Origin of the sequence: Saccharothrix sp. HUAS TT1 (assembly GCF_040744945.1) — a bacterium.
GTDB lineage: Bacteria > Actinomycetota > Actinomycetes > Mycobacteriales > Pseudonocardiaceae > Actinosynnema.
Genome location: NZ_CP160453.1, coordinates 3,561,575 through 3,584,532 on the forward strand (window position 1 = coordinate 3,561,575; position 22,958 = coordinate 3,584,532).

18 protein-coding genes and 2 pseudogenes are annotated in these 22,958 nt (G+C 73.7%); 10 read left to right on the forward strand and 10 right to left on the reverse strand.

Annotation, left to right across the window (positions count from 1 at the left end):
• Positions 1–133: 133 nt before the first annotated feature.
• The gene (locus tag AB0F89_RS17490; RefSeq protein WP_367137462.1) at positions 134–1,204 is read left to right on the forward strand and encodes a glycoside hydrolase family 19 protein; all 1,071 of its coding nucleotides are present in this window, start codon (positions 134–136) and stop codon (positions 1,202–1,204) included.
• A 43-nt stretch (positions 1,205–1,247) separates the two neighbouring features.
• Here the strand turns inward: AB0F89_RS17490 and AB0F89_RS17495 are convergent, their stop codons facing one another.
• The gene (locus AB0F89_RS17495) at positions 1,248–2,096 is read right to left on the reverse strand and encodes an alpha/beta fold hydrolase (RefSeq protein WP_367137464.1); all 849 of its coding nucleotides are present in this window, start codon (positions 2,094–2,096) and stop codon (positions 1,248–1,250) included.
• A 325-nt stretch (positions 2,097–2,421) separates the two neighbouring features.
• On the opposite strand from AB0F89_RS17495, the gene AB0F89_RS17500 reads away from it, so the two are divergent.
• Both AB0F89_RS17500 and AB0F89_RS17505 read left to right on the forward strand, forming a co-directional pair.
• Positions 2,422–3,165 carry a lytic polysaccharide monooxygenase gene (locus AB0F89_RS17500; protein WP_367137465.1) on the forward strand — a complete coding sequence of 248 codons (744 nt, stop codon included), beginning with the start codon at positions 2,422–2,424 and terminating at the stop codon, positions 3,163–3,165.
• An 84-nt stretch (positions 3,166–3,249) separates the two neighbouring features.
• Positions 3,250–3,816 (forward strand): DUF305 domain-containing protein, encoded by a 567-nt coding sequence (locus AB0F89_RS17505; RefSeq protein WP_367137467.1) that lies wholly within the window; start codon positions 3,250–3,252, stop codon positions 3,814–3,816.
• Here AB0F89_RS17505 and AB0F89_RS17510 read toward each other — a convergent pair.
• The 4 genes from AB0F89_RS17510 to AB0F89_RS17525 all read right to left on the reverse strand — a co-directional run bounded on the left by AB0F89_RS17510 (position 3,813) and on the right by AB0F89_RS17525 (position 8,566).
• Positions 3,813–4,715 carry a pseudouridine synthase gene (locus AB0F89_RS17510; RefSeq protein ID WP_367137469.1) on the reverse strand — a complete coding sequence of 301 codons (903 nt, stop codon included), beginning with the start codon at positions 4,713–4,715 and terminating at the stop codon, positions 3,813–3,815. The two genes, AB0F89_RS17505 and AB0F89_RS17510, sit on opposite strands and share 4 nt — an antisense overlap.
• A gap of 146 nt (positions 4,716–4,861) precedes the next feature.
• Positions 4,862–5,482: a DUF4230 domain-containing protein gene (locus tag AB0F89_RS17515; protein ID WP_367137471.1), complete on the reverse strand. Its 621-nt coding sequence runs from the start codon at positions 5,480–5,482 to the stop codon at positions 4,862–4,864.
• A 98-nt stretch (positions 5,483–5,580) separates the two neighbouring features.
• Entirely contained in the window at positions 5,581–7,857 is a 2,277-nt protein-coding gene (locus AB0F89_RS17520; RefSeq protein ID WP_367137473.1) for a DPP IV N-terminal domain-containing protein, read from the reverse strand.
• A 43-nt stretch (positions 7,858–7,900) separates the two neighbouring features.
• Positions 7,901–8,566, reverse strand: a complete 666-nt coding sequence (locus tag AB0F89_RS17525; protein ID WP_367137475.1) for a DUF4097 family beta strand repeat-containing protein — start codon at positions 8,564–8,566, stop codon at positions 7,901–7,903.
• Positions 8,567–8,787: 221 nt separating this feature from the next.
• Here AB0F89_RS17525 and AB0F89_RS17530 point away from each other — a divergent pair.
• A pseudogene (locus tag AB0F89_RS17530) lies at positions 8,788–8,985 on the forward strand (helix-turn-helix domain-containing protein); the annotation flags it as partial.
• A gap of 123 nt (positions 8,986–9,108) precedes the next feature.
• Positions 9,109–9,549, forward strand: a pseudogene (locus AB0F89_RS17535) (MarR family transcriptional regulator); the annotation flags it as partial.
• Between the two features lie 78 nt (positions 9,550–9,627).
• Here the strand turns inward: AB0F89_RS17535 and AB0F89_RS17540 are convergent.
• The gene (locus AB0F89_RS17540) at positions 9,628–10,563 is read right to left on the reverse strand and encodes a LysR family transcriptional regulator (protein ID WP_367137477.1); all 936 of its coding nucleotides are present in this window, start codon (positions 10,561–10,563) and stop codon (positions 9,628–9,630) included.
• A gap of 112 nt (positions 10,564–10,675) precedes the next feature.
• On the opposite strand from AB0F89_RS17540, the gene AB0F89_RS17545 reads away from it, so the two are divergent.
• Positions 10,676–11,869 carry an MFS transporter gene (locus tag AB0F89_RS17545; RefSeq protein WP_367137479.1) on the forward strand — a complete coding sequence of 398 codons (1,194 nt, stop codon included), beginning with the start codon at positions 10,676–10,678 and terminating at the stop codon, positions 11,867–11,869.
• On the opposite strand, the gene AB0F89_RS17550 is transcribed toward AB0F89_RS17545, so the two are convergent.
• Positions 11,866–13,068, reverse strand: a complete 1,203-nt coding sequence (locus AB0F89_RS17550) for an alpha/beta hydrolase (protein ID WP_367137481.1) — start codon at positions 13,066–13,068, stop codon at positions 11,866–11,868. The two genes, AB0F89_RS17545 and AB0F89_RS17550, sit on opposite strands and share 4 nt — an antisense overlap.
• A complete protein-coding gene (locus tag AB0F89_RS17555; protein ID WP_367137483.1) occupies positions 13,065–13,835 on the reverse strand; it encodes a MerR family transcriptional regulator in 771 nt (256 codons plus the stop codon). Before AB0F89_RS17555 ends, AB0F89_RS17550 begins: the two co-directional genes overlap by 4 nt.
• Positions 13,836–13,977: 142 nt before the next feature.
• Here AB0F89_RS17555 and AB0F89_RS17560 point away from each other — a divergent pair, with 142 nt between their 5' ends.
• Positions 13,978–14,712 (forward strand): sugar phosphate isomerase/epimerase family protein, encoded by a 735-nt coding sequence (locus AB0F89_RS17560; RefSeq protein ID WP_367137485.1) that lies wholly within the window; start codon positions 13,978–13,980, stop codon positions 14,710–14,712.
• Positions 14,709–15,800, forward strand: a complete 1,092-nt coding sequence (locus AB0F89_RS17565) for a Gfo/Idh/MocA family protein (protein WP_367137487.1) — start codon at positions 14,709–14,711, stop codon at positions 15,798–15,800. The genes AB0F89_RS17560 and AB0F89_RS17565 overlap by 4 nt, the downstream gene beginning before the upstream one ends.
• Before the next feature lie 3 nt (positions 15,801–15,803).
• On the opposite strand, the gene AB0F89_RS17570 is transcribed toward AB0F89_RS17565, so the two are convergent.
• Both AB0F89_RS17570 and AB0F89_RS17575 read right to left on the reverse strand, forming a co-directional pair.
• Positions 15,804–16,394 carry a TetR/AcrR family transcriptional regulator gene (locus tag AB0F89_RS17570; protein ID WP_367137489.1) on the reverse strand — a complete coding sequence of 197 codons (591 nt, stop codon included), beginning with the start codon at positions 16,392–16,394 and terminating at the stop codon, positions 15,804–15,806.
• Between the two features lie 119 nt (positions 16,395–16,513).
• Entirely contained in the window at positions 16,514–16,921 is a 408-nt protein-coding gene (locus tag AB0F89_RS17575; protein WP_367137491.1) for a hypothetical protein, read from the reverse strand.
• A 722-nt stretch (positions 16,922–17,643) separates the two neighbouring features.
• On the opposite strand from AB0F89_RS17575, the gene AB0F89_RS17580 reads away from it, so the two are divergent.
• Together AB0F89_RS17580 and AB0F89_RS17585 are read left to right on the forward strand one after the other, a co-directional pair.
• Complete coding sequence (locus AB0F89_RS17580) at positions 17,644–22,101, forward strand: ThuA domain-containing protein (RefSeq protein WP_367137493.1); 4,458 nt, start codon at positions 17,644–17,646, stop codon at positions 22,099–22,101.
• Positions 22,098–22,949 carry a sugar phosphate isomerase/epimerase family protein gene (locus tag AB0F89_RS17585; protein WP_367137495.1) on the forward strand — a complete coding sequence of 284 codons (852 nt, stop codon included), beginning with the start codon at positions 22,098–22,100 and terminating at the stop codon, positions 22,947–22,949. Before AB0F89_RS17580 ends, AB0F89_RS17585 begins: the two co-directional genes overlap by 4 nt.
• Positions 22,950–22,958: the final 9 nt, after the last annotated feature.

Genomic DNA, 22,958 nt, shown 5'->3' on the forward strand with positions numbered 1-22,958 from the left:
CGCGCGACCGGTCGAGACGCGTCCGGCGAACGTGCGAAAGGTTCGCCTTTGACTTGACTGGTGTAGACCATTTCCGGTTGAGTGGCCCCCGTCACAACGTCCGAGGGCGCTCGAACGGAAATGAGTGATCTTTGTGTCGAGAATCCGCGTAGTGGCGGCGATCGCCGCCTTCGTGGTCGGGGCGGCACTGACCGTGGTGGCGGCCAACACCGCCTCGGCGGCGGCCTGCGCGTCCGCGTGGGCCCCTTCCACCGTCTACACCGGCGGCACGACGGCGTCCCACGCCGGCCGCAACTGGCGCGCCCAGTGGTGGACCCAGAACGAGACGCCCGGCTCCGCGTCGGTCTGGGCCGACCAGGGCGCCTGCGGCGGTGGCACCACGCCGCCGCCGGCGTCCTGCGACCACCCGGCGTGGGTGCAGGGCCAGTGGTACACCGCCGGCAGCATCGTCCGGTACCGCGACGGCAAGTACTATGTCGCCGAGCACGACAACCCGGGCTACGACCCGACCGTCAGCACCTGGTACTGGGAGCCCTACAACTGCGGCTCGACCCCGACCACCACGACCACGGCCCCCGTGCCGGGCGGTTTCGTGGTCAGCGAGGCGCAGTTCCGGCAGATGTTCCCGAACCGGAACTCGTTCTACACCTACTCCGGCCTCACCGCCGCGCTGAGCGCGTACCCCGGTTTCGCCAAGACCGGCAGCGACACCGTGCGCAAGCAGGAGGCGGCGGCGTTCCTGGCCAACGCCAACCACGAGACCGGCGGCCTGGTGCACATCGTCGAGCAGAACCAGGCGAACTACCCGCACTACTGCGACCCGGGCCAGCCGTACGGCTGCCCCGCGGGTCAGGCGGCCTACTACGGCCGCGGTCCGATCCAGCTCAGCTGGAACTTCAACTACAAGGCGGCGGGCGACGCGCTCGGCCTGCCGCTGCTGACCAACCCGTGGCTGGTGCAGAACGACGCCTCGGTGGCCTGGAAGACCGCCCTCTGGTACTGGAACACCCAGTCCGGCCCGGGCACGATGACCCCGCACAACGCGATGGTCAACGGGTACGGCTTCGGCGAGACGATCCGCAGCATCAACGGGTCGCTGGAGTGCGGCGGGCGCAACCCGGCGCAGGTCCAGAGCCGGGTCGACGCCTACAACCGGTTCGTCGGCATCCTCGGCGTGCCGGCGGGCAACAACCTGTACTGCTGACAGCGGTGGGGGCGGGGGCTCCGCGGCTCCCGTCCCCTCCCGCTCACCGGGCCAGGTGCGCGAGCACCGCCCAGCCGAACGAGCCGGGCGACTCGACCCACGGCACGTGGCCCGCGCCCGGCAGCACCACCCGCGCCACGTCCGGCAGCGCGTCGGCCAGCGAGTCCACCGCCCACCGGGGCCGGACGTCCGCCGCGCCGTCCACGATCAGGGTCGGCACGTCCAGCACGCGGCAGCGCGAGACCAGGTCCCGCTCGTCCCAGCCCAGCGACTCGGCGACCAGCGCCGCGTTGGCCTCCTCGTTCACGCCGAACCACGGCGTGGCCAGCGCCTCGGCGTGCCACCGGGCGGTCGACGGATCGGCGAAGTCGGCGGTCCACCGGCGGATCGCCGCCTCCCGCCCGACCGGCTCGTCCGGTCCGCCCGCCGCGCCAGAGTCGTCGCCCAGCCGTTCGGCGAGGTTGCGCCGGTACTCCGGCCGCCACTCCTGCCCGAGCCCGGTGCCGGAGACGTAGACCAGCGACGACACCCGGTTCGGGTAGTCCAGCGCGTAGTGCAGCGCCACGGCCGCGCCCCACGAGTGGCCCAGCACCGCCATCCGGGTCAGCCCGAAGTGGACCCGGACCGCGTCCAGGTCGGCCAGGGTCCGGGCCAGCGTGTACGGGCCCTCCCGCTCGGACCGGCCGCCGCCGCGCTGGTCCCAGCGGATCACCCGCACCCGGTTCGCCAGCAGCTCGGCGAGGCCGTCGAACACGTCCCACAGCCCGGGGCCGCCGTGGCACAGCACCAGCGGCTCGCCGCGCCCGGACTCGCCGCGCCCAGACTCGGCGGGCCCGGACTCGGCTGCCCACAACACGCGGCCGTCGTCCGCGATGACCTTGTGCTCCTCCACACAGACCAGTGTCGGACAACCATGCGCCGGATCACACCGATCGGGCCAATTGAGTCGATGCGTGTGCCGCGCACGTTGGCGACGACCGGTGTGCGGCCAGGCCGGCGGTCCCGGGCCCGAGGGCGTTCACAGTTGGGATTCCGGGTGACTGGACCAGTCGGTTCAGATCCTTGACCCGGATGACGTTCGCGATTATGGTCTAGACCACATCGCGAAGTGTGACGCAGTGCTCCCGGCTCGTCACCCGACGCGTGATCCGGCCGCCGCGGAAATGGACCCTGCCTTGGAAGCCCGTCACCGGGCCTCCTCCGAAGGAGCTGGACACATGAGCCTGAAACGCAAGCTCGCCGTGGCCCTGGCCGCAGTGGGCATCGCCCCGTTCCTCGTCGTGGTCTCGGCGGGAACGGCGAGCGCGCACGGCTACATCTCGTCGCCGCCCAGTCGGCAAGCGATGTGCGCGCAAGGACGGGTCTCGAACTGCGGACCCATCGTGTACGAGCCGCAGAGCGTGGAGGGGGCGAAGGGGCAGCAGAACTGCCACGCCGGCCTGAGCCAGTTCGCCCAGCTCAGCGACGACAGCAAGGCGTGGCCCACCACGTCGGTCGGCAACAACGTGACGTTCAACTGGACGCTCACCGCCCGGCACTCCACCACCACCTGGCAGTACTTCGTCGGCGGCAGCAAGATCGCCGAGTTCAACGACGGCGGCCGGCAGCCCGCGGCCACCGTGACGCACAACGTGAGCCTGGGCGGTCGCACCGGTCGGATCAAGCTGCTGGCCGTCTGGAACATCGCCGACACGCCCATGGCGTTCTACTCGTGCGTCGACCTCCAGGTCGGCTCCGGTGGCGGCAACCCGCCGACCACCACGACGCAGCCGACCACGACCACGCGGCCCCCGACGACCACCACCGCCCCCCCTGTGGGCGGCACGTGGGCGGCGAACACCGCGTACTCGGTCGGCTCGCAGGTGACGTACGGCGGTGCGAACTACCGCTGCATCCAGGCCCACACGTCCCTCGTGGGCTGGGAGCCGCCGAACACCGCGTCCCTGTGGCAGAGGCTCTGACCCTGACCGGAGCCCGTTGACCGCAGCCCGTCCGCGCCGGCCTTGCCGCGGCGCGGGCGGGCCGTTCGGCGAAGGAGGACGACCTTGCGACGCCTCGCGGCCCTGGTGGCCGGACTGCTCGTGCTCGCCGGTTGCGGCGCCCAACCCGCCGCGACCCCACCGCCGGTGTCGACCGTCGTGGAGACGAACGACTTCAACGACACCGACGTGATGTTCCTGCAGATGTCCGTGCCGCACCACCGGGCGGCCCTGGAGATCGTGCGGCTGGCCAAGGACCGGGAGGTGCGCGCCGAGGTGAAGACGCTGGCGGCGGCCATCGAGGTCACCCAGCTGTCCGAAGTGGACTCGATGACGAAGTGGCTGGCCGACTGGGACAAGCCCGAGTCGGCGGGCGACAACCCGCAGCTGCACGCGGGCCACGGCGGCGACCACTCGACCAGCCCGGAGGCCATCGCGGAACTCGCCGCGACCGACTCGGCCGGGTTCGAGAAGGCGTTCCTGAACCTGCTCATCGCCCACCAGCACAACGCGGTGGCGATGGCGAAGCTGGAGAAGGAGGGCGGCGTCAACCCGCAGGCGCGGGACCTGGCGACGCGGATCTTCGACTCCCGCACCGCGCAGATCGCGCAGATGCTCGGGTACCTGGACTAGAGGTCGAGCGAGAGGTTGCTGGTGAAGCGGCGGTGCTCGCCCGTCACCGGGTCGGTGAACTCGAGCACCTTCGCCAGCAGCTGCAGCGGGTCGGTGAAGTCGTCCAACGGCTTCTCGCGCAGCACGGGGTAGAAGTCGTCGTGCCGGATCGGCACGCCGAGCGAGGCCATGTGCAGGCGGAGCTGGTGGGTGCGGCCGGTGACGGGCAGCAGCCGGTACCGGCCCCACCCGGCGCGGTGCTCGACCAGGTCCACCAGCGTCTCGGCGTTGGGCGGGCCGGGCACCTCCTGCGCCGTGATCACGCCCTTGACCTTGACGATCCGGCTGCTGACGCGGGTCGGCAGGGCCAGCGCGGGGTCGTGCGGCGCGATGGCCTCGTACTCCTTGCGCACCGCGCGGTCCTTGAACAGCGTCTGGTACTTGCCGCGCAGGCTCGGCTCGACCACGAACATGACCAGCCCGGCGGTCACCCGGTCCAGCCGGTGCGCCGGGCTGAGCTGCGGCAGCCCGAGGTCGCGGCGCAGCCGCACCAGCGCCGTCTCCACCACGTGGCTGCCGCGCGGGATGGTGGCCAGGAAGTGCGGCTTGTCGACCACCACGATGGCGTCGTCGCGGTGCACGACGCCGATGTCGAACGGGACCGGCACCTCGTCGGGCAGGTCGCGGTGGAACCACACCGACGTGCCGGGCGTGAACGCCGCGTCGGGCGCGATGGGCCCGGCGAGGTCGTGGATCCGGCCCTCGGCGAGCATCAGGTCGATGCGCTCGGGCGCCACCCTGGGCAGCCGGTCGACCAGGTGGTCGCGGACGGTCGCCCACGGGCCGTCGTCGGGCAGCCGCAGCCGTGCCGGGTCGAGGCCGTGGCGCTGCGCGAGCGGCGGCCGGAGCTTGCGCCTCATCGCACCGCAGCATACGCGGCGCCCACCGGGTCGAGCTGCCCGCGCCCGGCGGCGACCGGTGGCGCGAAGCGGGCGAACTCCGCGCGGGACGTGCTCGGACTCCACTCGTGGGCGATCGTGCCGAACCCGGTGCGGGTCGGTGCGGGTCAGCTCACGTCGCGGAACTCGACCTGGTAGCCCAGCGCGCCGAACATGCCGGTCAGCATCTTGCGGGTGTTGTCGTCGGCGCGCTCGACCAGCCCGGACTCGCGCGCCGCGTCGGCGATCTTCGCCTCCGCCGCCACGTAGAACGGCTGCTGGTCCTGCGTCTCCACCAGCGACGCCAGCCGGTCGAGCAGGCCGCGCTCCTGGGCGAACACGTAGCACCGCTCCTGGTCCAGGTTCGGCTTGTCCAGCACCGCCCGCGGCAGCGCCAGGCGGACCTTCCGGGCCTCGCCCGTGGCGCTGGTCGGCGGCACCTCCAGCGCGTCCTCGGCCAGCCCGCCGAAGTCGACGTAGGCGTTCACCGTCCCGGCCGCCACGAACAGCGTCCGCTGCCCGGCCAGCGCCGACGGCACGTACCGGACGTCGCGCTCGATGTCGAGCACGACCTGGAAGTCGCCCGCCGAGGCGTGGTACTGGCTCAGGTCGCGCAACGACTGCAACAACGCCGGTTGGCTGCGGTCGATGGTGTCGGTGCCCCAGAGCTTCGGCACCACCACCATCGCCGCCACCAGCCCGCCGACCACCGCGAGCACCGCCGCCGCCACACCGATGCGCCACTTCATGGCGGCGGGGTACCCGGACGCGCCACCGGGGAACCGCGCCGTGCGGAGGGTCGGTGTGCCGCCATTCGCACCCGGACGCCCCCGCCGCCGGGTCCCGCTCAGCCGAACAGCTCGCCGAGCAGTTCGGGGCCGAGGGGGATGGGCTCGGGGCGGTAGGCGGGCGGCCGGGTGCCCGCCAGCTCGCGCACCAGGAAGTCCCAGCAGCGCTTGCGGACGTAGGTCAGGCAGTCGATGAACGTGTGCTCGGCGCCCGGCACGACCAGCAGCTCGAAGTCCTTGTCGGCGGCGACGAGCCGATCGGCCAGCCGCAGCGTGTGGTCCGGGTGGACCTGGTCGTCCAGCTCGCCGTGGACCAGCAGGAGCTTGCCCGCCAGCCGGTCCGCGATGTCCACGTTGGACGAACGCGCCCACGCCCCGGGGTCGTCCGCGCCGTCGTACGCCTCCACGAAGCCGGGGTTGAAGCACCGGGCGTCGTGCGAACCGGAGAGGGCGACGCCGACCTTGAACACCTCCGGGAAGTCCAGCAGCGCCCGCGCCGCGGCGAACCCGCCACCGGAGTGGCCCATCACGCCCACCCGGTCGAGGTCCATCCACGGCCGGGCCGCGGCCAGCTGCCGCAGCGCCGCGACGTGGTCGGCCAGGCCGCCCGCGTCGGCCAAGCGGCCGTAGGAGGCGTCGTGGAACGACTTGTCCCGGCCCGGGGTGCCCCGCCCGTCCAGCGCCACCACCACGAAACCGAGCGCGGCCAGGGGTTCCGCGTCCAGGCCCGTCCCGCCGGGGTCGAAGCCCGGGGCGACCCGGTTGAGCTGCGGGCCGGGGTAGACGCTGTCCACCACCGGGTAGCGCCGCGCGGGGTCGAAGCCGCGCGGCCGGTGCAGCACGCCGTAGACGTCCGTCACCCCGTCGGCCGCCTTGACCCGGAACCGCTCCGGCGGCGTCCAGCCGGTGGCGGCGAGCCTGCCGACGTCGGCGCGCTCCAGCTCGACCAGCACCCGCCCGGACCGGTCGCGGACCGTCGTCACCGGCGGCGTGTCCACAGTGGACGCGGAGTCGACGAGCCACTCCCCGTTGGCCGACGTGGTGACGACGTGGTCCAGCTCGTCGTCGGTGAGCCGGGCGAAGCCGGAGCCGTCCAACCCGACCCGGCACACCGTGCGCCGGTACGGGTCGTCCTCGACCAGCCCGGACGCGGTGAAGTGGACCACCCGCCCGACCTCGTCCACGTGCAGCACCTCGCGCACCGCCCACTCGCCGGAGGTGACCCGCCCCAGCAGCTCGCCGGTGCGCAGGTCGTACCGGTAGAGGTGCCCCCAGCCGTCTCGCTGCGAGTACCACAGCACCTCGTCGGCGAGCACCCGCACGATCGGCGGCTCGAACAGCCACTGGTTGGGCTCCACCCGGGTCTCCCCGGTCTCGCCGAGCACGGTGGTGACCTCGCCGGTGACCGGGTCCAGCCGGCGCAGGGAGAGCGTGCGCGGGTCGCGCGGCCGGTCGAGGTAGTACACCGCCGAGCCGTCCGGCGCCCACCACGCCCACTGGGCCGTGATCGGCGACAGGGTGGGCATCAGCAGCGGCTCGGCCTGCGCGCGGACCACCGCGCCGGTGGCGACGTCCAGCACCACCAGCTCGGCCCGCGGCAGGACCTCGTCACCGGCGTAGGCGTACCGCTGGGTGTGCAGGCGGGGAGCGCCGCCGTCGGCGGGCCTGGCCTCCACCAGGTGGGTCCGCCGGACGTCGCGCTCGTCGGTCCGGTGCGCCAGCACCCTGGTCGAGTCCGGCGACCAGGCCACCGCGGGCGGCAGGTGCGGCAGGCCGATCTTGCGCAGCAACGTGCTGTTGCCCGTGGCCTCCGGGCCCGGGCCGTACCCGTGGTGCGGCTCGCCGTCGGTGGTCAACGCCCACTCCCGGCCGTCGGACAGCGAACGCGCCCACAGGTCGTGACCCCGTTGCGAGACGGCGAACCGCCCGTCGGGCGACGGCACGTCCAGCGGGCTGCCCGGCGGCGCGGACTCGGCCCGCTCGCAGGTGTAGGAGTCGAGGCGGCAGCGCCAGTGCTCGCCGAACGCGCCGAACCCCACCGCGTCCCCGGTCGGCTCGATGGCGTCGAACGGCAGGGCCGCGGGGTCGACCGGCTGCCCGGACGCCTCGGCCAGCGCGGCGGCCAGCCGGGCGTGGTCGAAGGCGGGTTCGCGGGTGCCGGCCGCCGGGTCGACCAGCACGAACCGCCTGCCGCCGCCGTCGGCGACCGGGTACCAGAACCGGGCGCCGCCGTCGATCCACCGCGGTCGGACCTTGTCGCCGACGACGAGTTCGCCGGGGCGGACGGGACGGCGGAACAGCTGTTCCGCGGCTCGGTAGTCCTCTGCGGTGGTCATCGGCTCTCGTTCCCCCGTGTCGGTCGGTGCTGCGGTGGTCGGTTCAGAGGCTGCGTGCGGCGATGTCGCCGTGCGCGGTCGTCGCGTGGATGGCCAGCTCAGGGGTGCCTCCGGTGTTCAGCAGCGCGTTGTCGATCCGGCCATGGGCGGTGCCGGCGTCCAAGGAGGCGGGAACACCGGCGGCGGCGTCGATCGAGACGTCGCCGGACAGGGTGCGCAGCACGACCGTGCCGCGCACGGCCTCGGCGACCCGGATGTCGCCCTTGCCGGTGCTGATCTCCGCCGGGCCGTCGAGGCGGCCGACCGCGACGTCGCCGGCCTGCGTGGTGAGGCGGGCGCTCGCGGCCTCGTCGACCTTGATCGAGCCGTGCGCCCCCTCGAAGGCGACGTCGCCGAACCGTCCGACGCCCCGGAAGTCCGCGCCGGCCGCCTTGGCCTCGACGTGCGAGCCGGCGGGCAGCTGGATGGTCACCTCGATGAACCCGGAGCTGCCGAGGAACTGGTTCTTCGCGGTGGCGTGGACGCGCAGGACTCCGTCGCTGTAGGCCACCGAGGTCTGCTCGGCCACCTTCACGTCGCGGCTCTTCGAGGCGTCCGCGGGCCGGACCTCGACCGCGGTGTCGGCCCGGTCGGCGGCGATCAGCCGGAGGCGCCCGGCGGGGATGTCGATGACGGCGGAGATGGGGGCGGGGGTGGCGAAGGTCTGCATCGCGCTCTCCTCGGCTCGTTGTTTCTGATAGTGGAAAAGCTACGTTGCGTTCATGGTTTCCGGCAACAGTCGCGTTGCGCTTGAAGGATGTTTGTGCAGTTAAAAGCGTTGATATCGTTGCAACAACTGTGAATCTAATGCAATGATCGGCTGTCGATCGTTGCAATGGAAGAGGAGTGAACGCTATGCTGGGCGTCCCGACGGGTACGGAGGAGATCGCGATGCCGGGAGGCAGGCTCACCCAGCAGGAACGCCGGCAGATCGCGCTGGGCCTGGCCGACGGCCACCCCTACGCGGAGATCGCCCGGCGACTCGACCGGCCGACCTCGACGGTCACCCGCGAGGTGCTGCGCAACGGCGGTCCCGCCGCCTACCGCGCCGACCTGGCCCACCACGCCACCGAACGCCGTGCGCACCGGCGCAGGCAGGCCGTGCCGCGCGGGCCGCAGGCCCCACCGCGGGCCGACGGGCGCGACGCCGAGGCCGTGCGCGAGTACGAGGAGGCGTTCACCGCCCTGCTCATGCGGCAGGGCCTGCCGAAGATGATGTCCCGGGTGCTGACCAGCCTCTACACCACCGACGCGGGCAGCCTCACCGCCGCCGAACTCGTCCGGCGCCTCCAGGTCAGCCCGGCGTCGGTCTCCAAGGCGATCACGTTCCTGGAGGGCCAGGGGCTGGTCAGCCGGACGCGCGACGAACGCCGCCGCGAGCGCTACGTCGCCGACAGCGACGTCTGGTACCAGTCGATGATCGCCGCCGCCCGGTCCCACGCCGAACTCGCCGAGACCGCGCGGCTGGGCGTCGGCGTCCTCGGCTCCGGCACCCCGGCCGCCACCCGGCTGGAGAACATCGCCCGCTTCGTGGACTTCGTCGGCGAGAGCATCACCCGCGCCGCGGAGCAGGCCCGCGAGATCCTGTCCTCGGGCTCCGGCGCGGACTCGGGCGACGGCGACCAGGACCCGGCGCCGGCCGACCGGGGGTGAGCCGAAGGCGGCGGACGCACGTGTCGCCGACGGGATCACCAATGTGCGCCTGCCGCTGGAACACCTCCCGCCCGGTCGCTAGCCGTCGCCGCGAGCCCAGGACGGCCGCCACGTCGGCTCGGGAGGCGCCGCCAGGCCGCGGAAGTGGTCGATGATCGGCCGGAGGCCGGCGGGCGGGTCGTCCCGCCGGAAGAGGAGGGACAGCGGGTAGGCGATCGTCGGGCCCGCCACCGGGATGCGGCGCAGGTCGTAGCCGCCCGGCCAGATCAGGCGGTCGCGGGCGCCGACCAGGGTGGCCACGTCCGCGGAGTCCGCGAGGGTGTCGAAGAGGGCTTCGACGCCGAAGTTCGGGCCCGCGCCGTCGACGCGGAGGCCGAGCCCGGCGGCGAGCTGGTCGTAGAACTCCGCCCACTCGCTGCGCGGCGCGATGCCCGGCACCCAGATCCGGTGCGGGCGCAGCAGGTCCGGTGTCAGCGTGCGCGCGCCGGCGAGCGGGTGCCGGGGGCCGACCAGGAGTTCCAGCGGGAAGTCGAGCAGGTGCGCCATCCGGACGTCGGGCGGCAGCGCGGCCGGGTCGGTGACGGTGCGGAAGGAGGCGTCCACGTCGCCCGCCCGGATGGCGGCGACCGCGACGTGCGGGTCGCCGGTCTTCAACGTCACCACGTCGAGGTCGGTCCCGGGGTGCGCCCGCCAGTAGTCGTGGAGCACGGCGGCCTGCGCGCTCCGGTAGCCGAGGACGTCGACGCGCAGTGCCCGCGAGCCCGGCCTGATCGCGGTGACGGCGCGCTCGACGCCCGCGACGATGCCGCGGGCGTGCGGGAGGAACGCCTGGCCGTCCAGCGTCGGCTCGACCCCCCGGGCGGTGCGGGTGAACAGGCGGACCCCCAGCTCCCGCTCCAGGGCGGCGATCCGCTTCGAGACCGCCTGCTGGGTCACGCCCAGCTCGTCGGCGGCGTGCCCCAGCTGCCCCAGCTCGGCCGCCCGGACGAACGACCGCACCGCTTCCGTGTCCACGGGACGACAGCCTAGGCAGTCACAACCAATGGTTGTGGATCTGGTTGTTTGATCGTGTTCGGGTATGGCTGCTGTGCTTCGGGAGTCCAACTGCCGGTTGTGGGGGAGTCCTGTGCGCGCGGAACTGGGGGCCGACTTCGGTCGGCTGTGGTCGGCCTACGCCGTGAGCACGTGCGGCACGTGGATCGCCTTCGGCGCGTTCCCGCTCATCGCGGTCCAGGTGCTGCACTCGCCGCCGTTCGCCGTCTCGCTCCTCGCCACCGCCGGGCTCGTCGTCCCGGCGCTCGTCGCGGCGCCGCTGGGGCCGTGGGTCGAGCACCGGGCCAAGCGGCCGGTGCTGGTCGCGACGGACCTGGTCCGCTTCCTCGCGCTGGCGAGCGTCCCGGGCGCGCACCTGCTCGGCCTGCTGTCCTACGGGCACCTGCTGGCGGTCTCGATCGTCACCGGGACGGCGGGCATCGCGTTCACCGCCGCGTCCGGCGCCTACCTGAAGCACCTCGTGCCCGGCGACCGCCTCCTGGTCGCGAACGGCCGGTTCGAGGCGACGGCGTGGGTGGCGACCGCGGCGGGCCCACCCCTCGGCGGGGTGCTGATCGGGCTGCTCGGCCCGGTCGTCACGGTGGCCGCCGACGCCCTCAGCCACCTGCTGTCCGCGTTCGGGGTCCGCCGCCTCCGCCACGACGTCGTGGCGCCCCGCGCCCCGGTCGGCCGGTCGCGCGGGGCCGACCTGCTCGAAGGCTGGCGGTTCGTCCTCCGCGACCCCGTGCTGCGGCTGCTGTTCGCCAACTCCGCGGCGGTCGGCGGCCTGATCAGCGCCACCGTCCCGCTGCTGGCCGTCCTGCTGCTCGGCGAGTACGGCTTCACCGCCTGGCAGTACGGCCTGGCGTTCGGCGTGCCCGCGCTCGGCGGCTTCGTCGGGGCCCGGCTGTCGGCGCGCCTCGTCGCCCGCCACGGCCGGCGCCGGGTGCTGATCGCCGCCGGCCGGCTGCGCGCGTTCTTCCCGCTGGGCCTCGCCCTCGCCCACCCCGGCGTCACCGGGCTGCTCACGGTGATCGTCGTGGAGGCGCTGCTGATCACCTGCATGGGCGTCTTCAACCCCGTCAACGCGACCGAGCGCCTGCGACGCACCCCCGCCGACCGCACCGCGCGGGTGCTCGGCGCGTGGAGCACCGGCAGCAGGCTCGCGCAGGCGCTCCTCACCGCGATCTGGGGCGTCCTCGCGACCCTCACCAGCCCGCTCACCGCGATCACCGCCTCCGGCGTCCTCCTCCTCGCCACCCCGCTGCTGCTGCCGAAGGCCCTCTAGCAGCGCTCGGCCCGGCGCAGGTGCCGGTCGAAGAACGAGACCACCAGGCCGCGCACGGTCGGCACCGACACGGCCGGGTCGAGCGGGCCGACCAGCGAGTCGCGGCCGGCGTCGTCCACCAGGCCGGCGGCGTGCAGCTGCGGGACCACGGCGGCGAAGTCGGTCAACGCCCAGTGGTCGGCACCGGCGATGACGTGCTGCCGGGCGCACCCGTGGGCGAGCACCGCCGACCACCCGCGCCGGTACCGGTCGTCCTGGAAGCCCTCGGTGCCGAGCAGCAGCAACGGCCGGTCGACGCCGTCCCTGGCGACGGGCAGCAGCTCGCCGTCCTGACCGGGCTGTTCCGGGTGGTAGTCCAGGAGGCCCTCCATGTCGATCGCCGCGTCGATCCGGCGTTCGTGGTCCTCGTGCATCGCCTCGGCGGCGATCGTGCCGCCCAACCCGTGGCCGTACACGCCCACCCGGCGCAGGTCCACAGCGCGGCCGAGGTTCGCGGGCAGCGCCCGGCCCTCCGCGTCGGGGTTGCCGCCCGCCGCCAGGACCGCCAACCGGTCGAGCACGAGGTCGGTGTCGGCGAGCCGGGCGGCGATCACGTCCCGGTACAGCCGCGGGTCCGTGCTCGGGACGCCGGGCAGCCCGAACGTCCGGGGACCGCCGGGCAGCTCGACCACGGCGGTCTCGCCGGGGTGGTCGACCGTCACCACCACGTAGCCCCGGCTCGCCAGCTCCTCGGCGACGGAGCCCCCCAGCGCGCGCGGGTCGACCAGGCCGGGGCTGTACAGCACGACGGGCCGCCGCACGGGCTGCGCGGGCGCGTCCACGTGCGAGTGGGTGAGGGCCGCGCCCCAGTCGATCCCGCTCGTCGGCAGCGCCGGGTAGAGCAGCGGGACGAACGCGGGCAGCAGCCGGGCCTCGGCGGGCGTGAACTGCGGCGCGACCGGGTGGCCGCGGACGTGCAGCGCCGGGTAGTGCACCGAGACCACCACCCCGCGCGGCACGCCCGCGAGCCACGGGTCCGGCCGGTCGGCGTCCACCAGGTGCAGCGCGGTGACGCCGACGCGGTGCGGGCCGGTCGGCGCGGGCAGCCGCGCGGTGAACCCCGGCTCCGCCCCGGCGACGTCGGTCAGGCTCCCGCCGAGCAGCGCCAGGGCTGTGATGAGCAGACTCGTCCTGCGGAACACGTTCCCCCCTTTGGTCATTCGTCCGACGATGTCGCATGCAGGCGACCCAGGTAGTCCCAGAAGTCGTCGCCCAGGTCGTCCAAGCGCTGGCCCGGCAGCACGTCCCGCAGCACGCCGCGGCCGTGGCGGCGGAAGAACGCGGACATCGAGCGCAGGATGTCCGGATCGCCGGCGGCGAACGTCTCGCCGACGCCGGCCAGGCGTCGAGCGGTCTCCCGGACGGCCGGGTCCGTCACCGGGGCGCCCGCGCGGTAGTGCTCGACCACCCGGGCGAGCACCGCGGGCCACTCCTCGTCCAGCCGCTCGCGCGCCTCCGGGCCGACCTCGGCGGCGTGCTGGTCCAGCAGGTCGCGCTGCTCCCGGGTGAGGTGCTGGTCGAAGATGGTCGTGCTGCCCAGCAGGGCCAGCAGCTTGTCCGAGTCCGGCCGGGTCGGGGCGGTGAGCCGGACGAGCAGACCCCTCGTCTGGCGGCGCAGCGCGTTCAGCCGCCATGCCTGCTCGTCCAGCCGTTCCAAGTGGACCGCGAGCACGTCGGCCAGCGGTCCGGGGTCGGAGGTGTCGGCCAGCACGTCGCCGATCTCCTCCAGCGACATGCCCAGCCTGCGCAGCAGCCGGACCTGGTAGAGCCGGTGCAGGTCCGCCTCGGTGTAGCGGCGGTGCCCGGACGCGGTGCGCTCGCTCGGTCGGAGCAGGCCGAGCTGGTCGTAGTGGTGCAGCGTCCGCACCGTCATGCCGGCGGCCTCGGCCAGTGCGCCGACGCTCCAGCGGGGCTCCTTCGTGCTCACGGAACCGACCCTAGGACCTCACGCGGCGTCAGGTTCAACTCCTGTCCCTCGGCGGTGGGAACGCCCCTGGCGGACATTTCTACCAAGTGGTAGAAATCTGTGGGAGCGCTTCCACGCGCTGACATCGACGTCAGGAGCCGGGATGAGCACAACGTCCGTGCAGCTGTACTCCGTCCGCGACGCGTTCGCGGCCGACCCGCTCGACACCCTGCGACGACTCGCCGCGATCGGCTTCACCCGGGTCGAGCCCTACGGGGTCCTGGAGAACGCCGAGGTGCTGCGCACCGCGTTGCCGGACCTGGGCATCACCGCCCCGACCGCGCACGCCCAGCTCATCGGCGCCGACCAGGCCGCCGTCTTCGCCGCCGCCGCGGACTGCGGCGTCGAGGTCGTGATCGACCCGTTCGTGGACCCCGAGCGGTGGCGCGACCCGGCCGACGTCGCCGCCACCGCGTCCGCCCTCAACGCCGCCGCAGAGGTCGCCGCGGACCACGGCCTGCGCGTCGGCTACCACAACCACTGGTGGGAGCTCGCGTCCCGGATCGACGGCCGCAGCGCGTTCGAGGTGCTGGCCGATCGGCTCGACCCGGCGGTGGTGCTGGAGGTCGACACCTACTGGGCCACGGTCGGCGGTGAGGACGCGCCCGCGCTGCTGCGCCGGCTCGGCGGGCGGGTGCACGCGATCCACGTCAAGGACGGCGGGCTCGCGCGGGACGGTTCCGGCCAGGTGCCCGCCGGGCAGGGCCGGGTGCCGGTGGCCGACGTGCTGGCCGCCGCGCCGGACGCGTTGCGGGTGGTCGAGTTCGACGCCTACGACGGCGACGTGTTCGCCGGGATCGCGGCCAGCCGCGCGTTCCTCGCGGAGGTCGGGGCGTGACCGCGCCGCTGGGCGTCGGCGTCGTCGGCGCGGGCACCATCAGCGACACCTACCTGGCCAACCTCACCACGTTCCCGGACGTGCGGGTGCTCGCCGTCGCCGACCTCGACCCGGAGCGGGCGGCGGCGCAGGCGGCCAGGCACGGCGTGCCGCGCGCGTGCGGCGTGGCCGACCTGCTCGCCGACCCCGACGTCGGGCTGGTGGTCAACCTGACCATCCCGGCCGCGCACGTCGAGGTGAGCCGCGCCGCGCTGGAAGCGGGCAAGCACGTGTGGGTGGAGAAGCCGCTCGGGCTGGACCGCGCCGGCGTCCGCGCGCTGCTCGACCTGGCCGCGAGCCGGGGCCTGCGGGTCGCGTGCGCGCCCGACACCGTGCTGGGCGCGGGGTGGCAGACCGCGCGGCGGGCGGTGGACGCCGGGGTGATCGGCGAGCCGCGCACCGCGCTGGCGCTGTTCCAGATCCCCGGCCCGGAGAGCTGGCACCCCGCGCCCGAGTTCCTGTTCCAGGCGGGCGGCGGGCCGCTGCTCGACATGGGGCCGTACTACCTGACCGGGCTGGTGCACCTGCTCGGCCCGATCCGCCGGGTCACCGGCACCGGCGGCCGGTCGCGGGACACCAGGGTCATCGGGTCCGGGCCGCGGGCGGGCGTCGAGTTCGCGGTGACCGTGCCGACCACGGTCGCGGCGATGGTGGAGTTCGAGCGCGGCGGTGCGGCGCAGGTGCTGTTCAGCTTCGACTCGGCGTTGACGCGCACGGGTTTCGTGGAGGTCGGCGGGACGCTGGGCACCGCCGTGCTGCCCGACCCCAACCGGTTCGACGGCGCCACCGAGCTGCACCTGCCCGACGGCGGGCAAACGCTTGCGGCACAAGGGCACCCGGCGTCGCGCGGCACCGGCGTGCTGGAGCTGGCGCGGTCGATCCGGGCGGGCGAGCCGGAACGGGCGTCCGGCGCGCTCGCCTACCACGTGCTCGACGCGATGCTCGCGATCGAGGAGTCCATCGCCGAGGGGCGTCCGGTGGACGTCGCCAGCACCGTCGAACCGCCGCCCCCGCTGCCGGTCGACTGGGACCCGCGCAGCCGGACGTGACGGTCAGTCGAGGGGGACGGTGAGCAGACCGGCCAGGTAGGACCGCAGCGCGCCGACCAGGTCCACCTCGGCCGGCTCGGTGAGCCACTGGACCTGGAGGCCGTCCATCAGCGCGATGAACGTGAGCGCGGCGGTCGGCGGGTCGACGTGGGCGCGCAGCTCGCCGCGCTCGGCGAGGGCGTGGAACGAGTCCACCACGCCCTCGCGGGCCGCCCGGTAGTGGCGGACGAAGTAGTCGTGCGCGGGGTGGTCGGCGGCGACGGCCTCGGCGGCCAGCCGGGAGTAGAGGTCCACGATGCCGGGGTGGCGGACGTTGTGCTCGGCCAGGGCCAGGAAGTGGCGCAGGACGTCGAGACCGGGCGGTGCTTGCAGCTGCTCGCGCTCGGCGTCCTCCGCGTCCCGGCGTTCGAGGACGGCGGCGAGCAGCGCCTCCTTGGTCGGGAAGTAGTACAGCAGCCCGGCGTGCGTGATCCCGGCGCGCTTGGCGATCTCGCGCAGCGACGAGCCGTGGTAGCCGGCCTCCCCGTAGACCGCGACGGCCGCGGTGATGATGTCCTCGCGGCGCAGCCGGCCCTTCAGGTAGCCGCCGGTCACGGGCCCGCCGTCGTCTCGCGCACGCGCACATCATGCCCCACCCGGCAGTCCACCCCGGACCGCCGCGCCACCCGCCTCACCCCGTCGTGCGCGTCAAGCGCCCGCGCCGCCGTCCGGTGTCACGGCGTCGGTGTCCAGGTCGTCAGCCGGCCGCCCGACACCTCGGCGAACCGGCCCGTGCGCGGGTTCTGCGCGTTCGGCGCGAAGCCCTCGACCACGCCGGTCCGCGCGCCGTCGGCCGGGTCCCACACCTCCAGCCCGGCGGCCGTGCCCACGTAGAGCAGCCCGGCGTGCCCCCACATCCGCCCGGCCGGACCGGCGAACGCCGACAGCCGCCGGCCGGTCACCACGTCGTGCACCTCGACGCCCGGCACCGGCGGCCGGTCGGACCGGCCGATCGGCTGGAGCGCGGCCGTCCGGTCGTCCACCCACGCCACCGGCCGGTCCCACTCGTCCCGCGCGGTCAGGCGCAGGCCGTGCTCGGTGGCGTGCCGGTCGCCCCCCAGCCACGCCGCCAGGTCGTGCACGACCGGGACGCCGGACGGGCTCCACGGCCACCCGTCGTCCAGCAGCCACCGGCCCGACGGGTCGACCAGCAGCGCGCCGTGGAAGTGGTCCAGGTAGTGCTCCGGCTTCGGACCGGCGCCCGAACAGGCCGTCCGGCGGCTCGGCGGCCACCGACACCGGCGCGACGAACCGGGCGCCCCCGCCGTCGACCTCGACCAGGCCCGCTTCGGTCGGCACCAGCCACCCGCCGGGCAGCGCGGCCACGCACCGGGCGTCCACCGGCTCCGCCGCGCACCCCGCCTCGGTCCACGTGCCGTACGCCAGGCCGACCCCGGTGAACCACCCGCAGTGGTCCGGGGACCGCTCGGCGACCAGGTGCGCGCAGCCGCGCGTCCCGGCGACGTGCGCGGCGTGTCCGCAGGGCAGCACCTCCACCCGACCATTGCGGGTCACCGCCGGCCATCCGCCCGGTGTTGACGGTCCGTGCTCGTCGCCGCCCACTTTCGACCGTCCGTGCATGACTTTTGTCGAGAATAAGCGAAAGTCTTGCCAACTTAGGTCGACTTTGAACAGAATTGCGCCCAGCTCGGGTCTGTGAGCTGGACCACAGACCACCGTCCGCCAGGCAAGTCGTGCGAACGAGGAGACAGCGGTGCGACGTCAGCGCAACACGTTCGGAACCAGACCACCCACCACCCTCCGCCGTCCGACCGCTTTAGCTCTGACCGCCGCCCTGGGTGCGATGACCCTGGTGGGGACTCCCGCAGCGGCGCACCCCGACGGCGAACACCTCCTGGTCTTCTCCAAGACGGCGGGCTTCCGGCACGACTCGATCCCGGAGGGCGTCGCCGCCATCACCGAGCTGGGCGCGGCCGGCGGCTTCACCGTCGAGGCCACCGAGGACGCGGGCGCGTTCACCGACGCCAACCTGGCCCGGTTCGACGCCGTGGTGTGGCTGTCCACGACCGGCGACGTGCTGGACGACGCGCAGCAGCAGGCGTTCGAGCGGTTCGTGGAGAACGGCGGCGGCTACGCCGGTGTGCACGCCGCCGCCGACACCGAGTACTCCTGGCCCTGGTACGGGCGGCTGGTCGGCTCCTACTTCAAGTCGCACCCGGACATCCAGGCGGCGGACGTCGAGGTGGAGGACCACGACCACCCGTCCACCGCCCACCTGCCGCAGACCTGGAACCGCACCGACGAGTGGTACAGCTACCAGTCCAACCCCCGGTCCGGGGTGAAGGTGCTGGCGTCGCTGGACGAGTCCAGCTACACCCCGACCGACCCGGCCGGCGACCACCCGATCTCCTGGTGCCACACGCCCGGCCAGGGCCGGTCCTGGTACACCGGCATGGGCCACACCAAGGAGTCCTACGCCGACCCGGCGTTCCGGGAGCACCTGCTGGGCGGCCTGCGGTACGCGCTGGGCGTCGCGCCCGCCGACTGCGAGCCCACCGCCGGTCCGCCGGTCGACTCCGACTTCGACCAGGTCACCCTCGCGCTGGGCGAGGAGAAGACCGGTGAGCCGATCGCGTTGGCCGTGCTGCCGGATCGCGAGGTCGTGCACACCTCGCGCGACGGCCGGGTCTGGCTGACCACCCCGGAGGCGACCACCACGCTGGCGGGACGCGTCCCGGTCTACAACCACGACGAGGACGGCCTGCAGGGCGTCGCGGTGGACCCGGACTTCGCCGACAACCGCTGGCTCTACCTCTACTACGCGCCACCGCTGTCCACCCCGGCCGGCGACGCCCCGGAGAACGGCACGGCCGCCGACTTCGAGCGCTTCCGCGGCCACAACCAGCTGTCCCGCTTCAAGCTCACCACCGACGGCGTGCTCGACCTGGCCAGTGAGCAGCGCATCCTCCAGGTGCCCGCCGACCGGGGCCTGTGCTGCCACGCCGGCGGCGAGATCGACTTCGACGCGGCGGGCAACCTGTACCTGTCCACCGGCGACGACACCAACCCCTTCGCCTCCGACGGCTACACCCCGATCGACGAGCGCGCCGACCGCAACCCCGCCTTCGACGCGCAGCGCTCCTCGGCCAACACCAACGACCTGCGCGGCAAGGTCCTGCGCATCACCGTCGCCGACGACGGCGCCTACACCGTGCCCGAGGGCAACCTGTTCGCGCCCGGCGTCGACAAGACCCGGCCCGAGATCTACGCCATGGGCTTCCGCAACCCCTTCCGCTTCGCCGTCGACAAGGCCACCGGCTGGATCCACCTCGGCGACTACGGCCCCGACGCGGGCTCGGCCGACCCCGCCCGCGGCCCCGGCGGCAGCGTCGAGTTCAACCTCGTCAAGCAGCCCGGCAACTACGGCTGGCCCTACTGCGTCGGCGACAACGTCCCGTACGTCGACCACGACTTCGCCACGGGAACCTCCGGCGACGCCTTCGACTGCGCCGCGCCGAAGAACACCAGCCCGCACAACACCGGGCTGGTCGACCTGCCGCCCGTCCAGCCCGCCTGGATCCCCTACGACGGCGGGTCGGTGCCCGAGTTCGGCGGCGGTGGCGAATCGCCGATGGGCGGGCCCACCTACGACTTCGACCCGGACCTGGACAGCCCGACCAAGTTCCCCGAGCACTTCGACGGCCGGACCTTCGCCTACGAGTGGGACCGCGGCTGGATCAAGACCATCGACGTCGGCCCGGACGGCGAGCGCGGCGCGATCACCCCGTTCTTCGACTCGATGACGCTGACCCGCCCGATGAACCTGGAGTTCGGCCCGGACGGCTCGCTCTACGTGCTGGACTACGGCAGCGGCTACTTCGGCGGCGCGGCGGACTCGGCGGTCTACCGCATCGACCACACCAAGGGCAGGCACACGCCGGTCGCGAAGCTGACCGCCGACCGCACGTCCGGCCCCGCGCCGCTGACCGTGGCGCTCGACCCCGCCGGCACCGCCGACGAGGACGGCGACCCGCTGACCTACGCGTGGGACTTCGACGGCGACGGCGCCACCGACTCCACCACCGCGGGCCCGGTCAGCCACACCTACACCACCACCGGCCAGTACACCGCGAAGCTGTCCGTCACCGACCCGACCGGCCTGGTCGGCTCGGCGAGCGTGGTCGTCAACGTCGGCAACACCGCGCCCGCGGTGGTGCTGAACGCGCCCGCCGACGGCCGGGTGTTCAGCTTCGGCGACCAGGTGCCGTTCTCGGTCACCGTCACCGATCCGGAGGACGGCCCGGTCGACTGCTCGAAGGTGACCGTGGAGTACATCCTCGGCCACGACGGCCACGGCCACCCGCTGACCCGCGCCACCGGCTGCGAGGGCGTGATCCCGACGCCCGCCGACGGCGGCCACGGCGTCGACTCGAACATCTTCGGCGTCATCAACGCGTCCTACACCGACGGCGGCGCGCCCGGCGCGCCCGCGCTGACCGGCGAGGACGAGGTGGTCCTGCAGCCGAAGGACAAGCAGGCCGAGTTCTTCACCGCCATGCGGGGCGTCCAGGTGGTCGAGGCCGGCACCGCGCAGGGCGACAAGCGGGTCGGCTACGTCGACGACGGCGACTGGATCGCGTTCGACCCGGTGAACCTGGGCGGCGTCACGGCGATCGGCTACCGGGTGTCCTCGGGCGGCTCCGGCGGCACGATCGAGGTGCGCGTCGACTCGCCGACCGGCCCGCTGGTGCAGCAGGCGCCCGTGCCGTCGACCGGCGGGTGGGACGACTACGTCGAACTCGCCCCGTCGCCGATCACCGACCCCGGCGGCAGCCACCGGTTGTTCCTGGTGTTCAAGGGCTCCGGCAGCCTGTTCGACGTGGACGCGGTCCGGTTCACCACCGGCGTCGCGCCGCCGACCTGGGAACCGGTGCGGGCCACGCCCGCCGAGTCGCACTCCGCGCAACGGGGCACGAAGGTGGTCCCGGCCGCCGAGGCGCAGGGCGGCAGCCAGGTCGGCAACGTGCACAACGGCGACTGGATCGCGTTCGACGGCGTCTCGCTGGCCGGCGTCACGGGCATCGGCTACCGGGTCTCGTCGGCCACGTCGGGCGGCACGATCGAGGCGCGGCTCGACTCGCCGACCGGACCGAGGCTGCTCAGCACCCCGGTCACCGGCACCGGCGACTGGCGCAGGCACACCGACATCGCGCCGGCGGACATCACCGACCCCGGCGGCACGCACCGGTTGTACTTCGTGTTCAGCGGTGGCCGAGGCGTGCTGCTGGACCTGGACACGATCACGTTCCGCGGCGCGGGCACGGTCACCGCCGCGGACGTGCCCGCGGAGGCGTTGACCGACCGGCAGGGCGTCGAGGTCTACGACCGGGAGACCGCCCAGGGCGGCAAGCGGGTCGGCGAGATCAACGACGGCGACTGGGTGTCGTACGCGGACGTGGACCTGGCGAAGGTCGCCGGCATCGGCTACCGGATCTCGTCCGCGGGCGTCGGCGGCACGCTGGAGGCGCGCGCCGACTCGCCGACCGGCCCGCTGGTGCACGAGCCGCTGACCGTGCCGGTCACCGGCAGCTGGGACCTCTACCTGGACCTCGCGCCGCGGGCCGTGGCGCTGACCGGCGTCCGCGACCTGTACCTGGTGTTCAAGGGCGGCGCCGGCGCCCTGTACGACGTCGACACCATCAGGTACCTGCGCTACCGGCAGGCGGGGTCCTGCGCGCCGGTCCAGCCGGAGCGGGGCTACCGGAGCCTCTACGACGGCACGGGCGTCACCGGGTGGCAGCAGGCCGGTCCCGGTCGGTTCGCGGAGGAGGACTGCACCCTGCGCTCGGAGGGCGGGCTGGGGCTGCTGTGGTTCGACGAGGAGTTCTCCGACTACCGGCTCAGGTTCGACTGGAAGGTCGCGGGCGACGACAACTCCGGCGTGTTCGTCGGCTTCCCCGACCCCGGCGCGGACCCGTGGGTGGCCGTGGACAACGGCTACGAGGTGCAGATCGACGCGACCGACGCGCCGGACCGCACCACCGGCGCCATCTACTCGTTCCAGTCCGCCGACCTCGCCGCCCGGGACGCCGCGCTCAAGCCGCCGGGCGAGTGGAACGCCTACGAGATCGTGGTGTCCAAGCAGCGCATCAGGGTGTTCCTCAACGGCGTGCTGGTGAACGACTTCACCGGCACCGACCCGGCGCGCGACCTGACCAGCGGCCACATCGGCCTCCAGAACCACGGCGACGGCGACGACGTGTGGTTCCGCAACATCCGCATCAAGGAGCTGACCAGATGACCGGGGAATCGCCCATGCCGTCCCGCCGCACGCTGCTGACCACCGCCCTCGCCGCGAGCGCGGCCGTCGCGCTGCCCGCCACCGCCTCGGCCGCCGGGGGTCCGGCGGGCGGCCCGGGGCGTCGGCGGGTGCCGAAGCAGTCGATCAGCATCCAGCTGTACACGTTGCGCGGCATCATGGGCGACGAGCCGGAGCCCGTGCTGTCGGCGCTGGCCGACATCGGCTACCGCAAGGTCGAGCTGGCCGGCACGTACGGCCGCGGCGCCGCCGAGTTCGCCCGCGTGCTGCGGCGGTGCGGGCTGCGGGCGACGTCCAGCCACGTCGGCATCGACGGCGACCTCGACCAGGTGATCGCGGACGCGCACGCGCTGGGGAACAAGTACGTGGTGGTGCCGTGGGTGGACTACGGGACCCTCGCCGAGTGGCGCGCGTTCACCGAGCGGTTGGAGGAGGCGGGCGGTCGGCTGCGGCGCGCCGGCCTCAGCCTCGGCTACCACAACCACGCGCACGAGTTCGCGGCCGTGGAGGGCGTGCGGCCGTTCGACGTGATCACGGCGGGCACGTCGCGGCGCAACGTGCACCTGGAGCTGGACCTGTACTGGGCGGTGGTCGGCGGCGTCGACCCGGTGCGGCTGTACCGGGAGCACTTCCCGCGGGTGCGGCAGTTCCACGTGAAGGACCGCGCGGCGGACGGGTCGTTCGCGGACCCCGGCACCGGCACGATCGACTTCGCGCGGATCTTCCGGGCTGCCGACGTGGTCGAGCACATCGTGGAGAACGACCAGCCGGCGGACGCCCTCACCACGGCCCGGGTCGGTTACGACTACCTCGTGAACCTCCGCTTCTGACACGTCGCG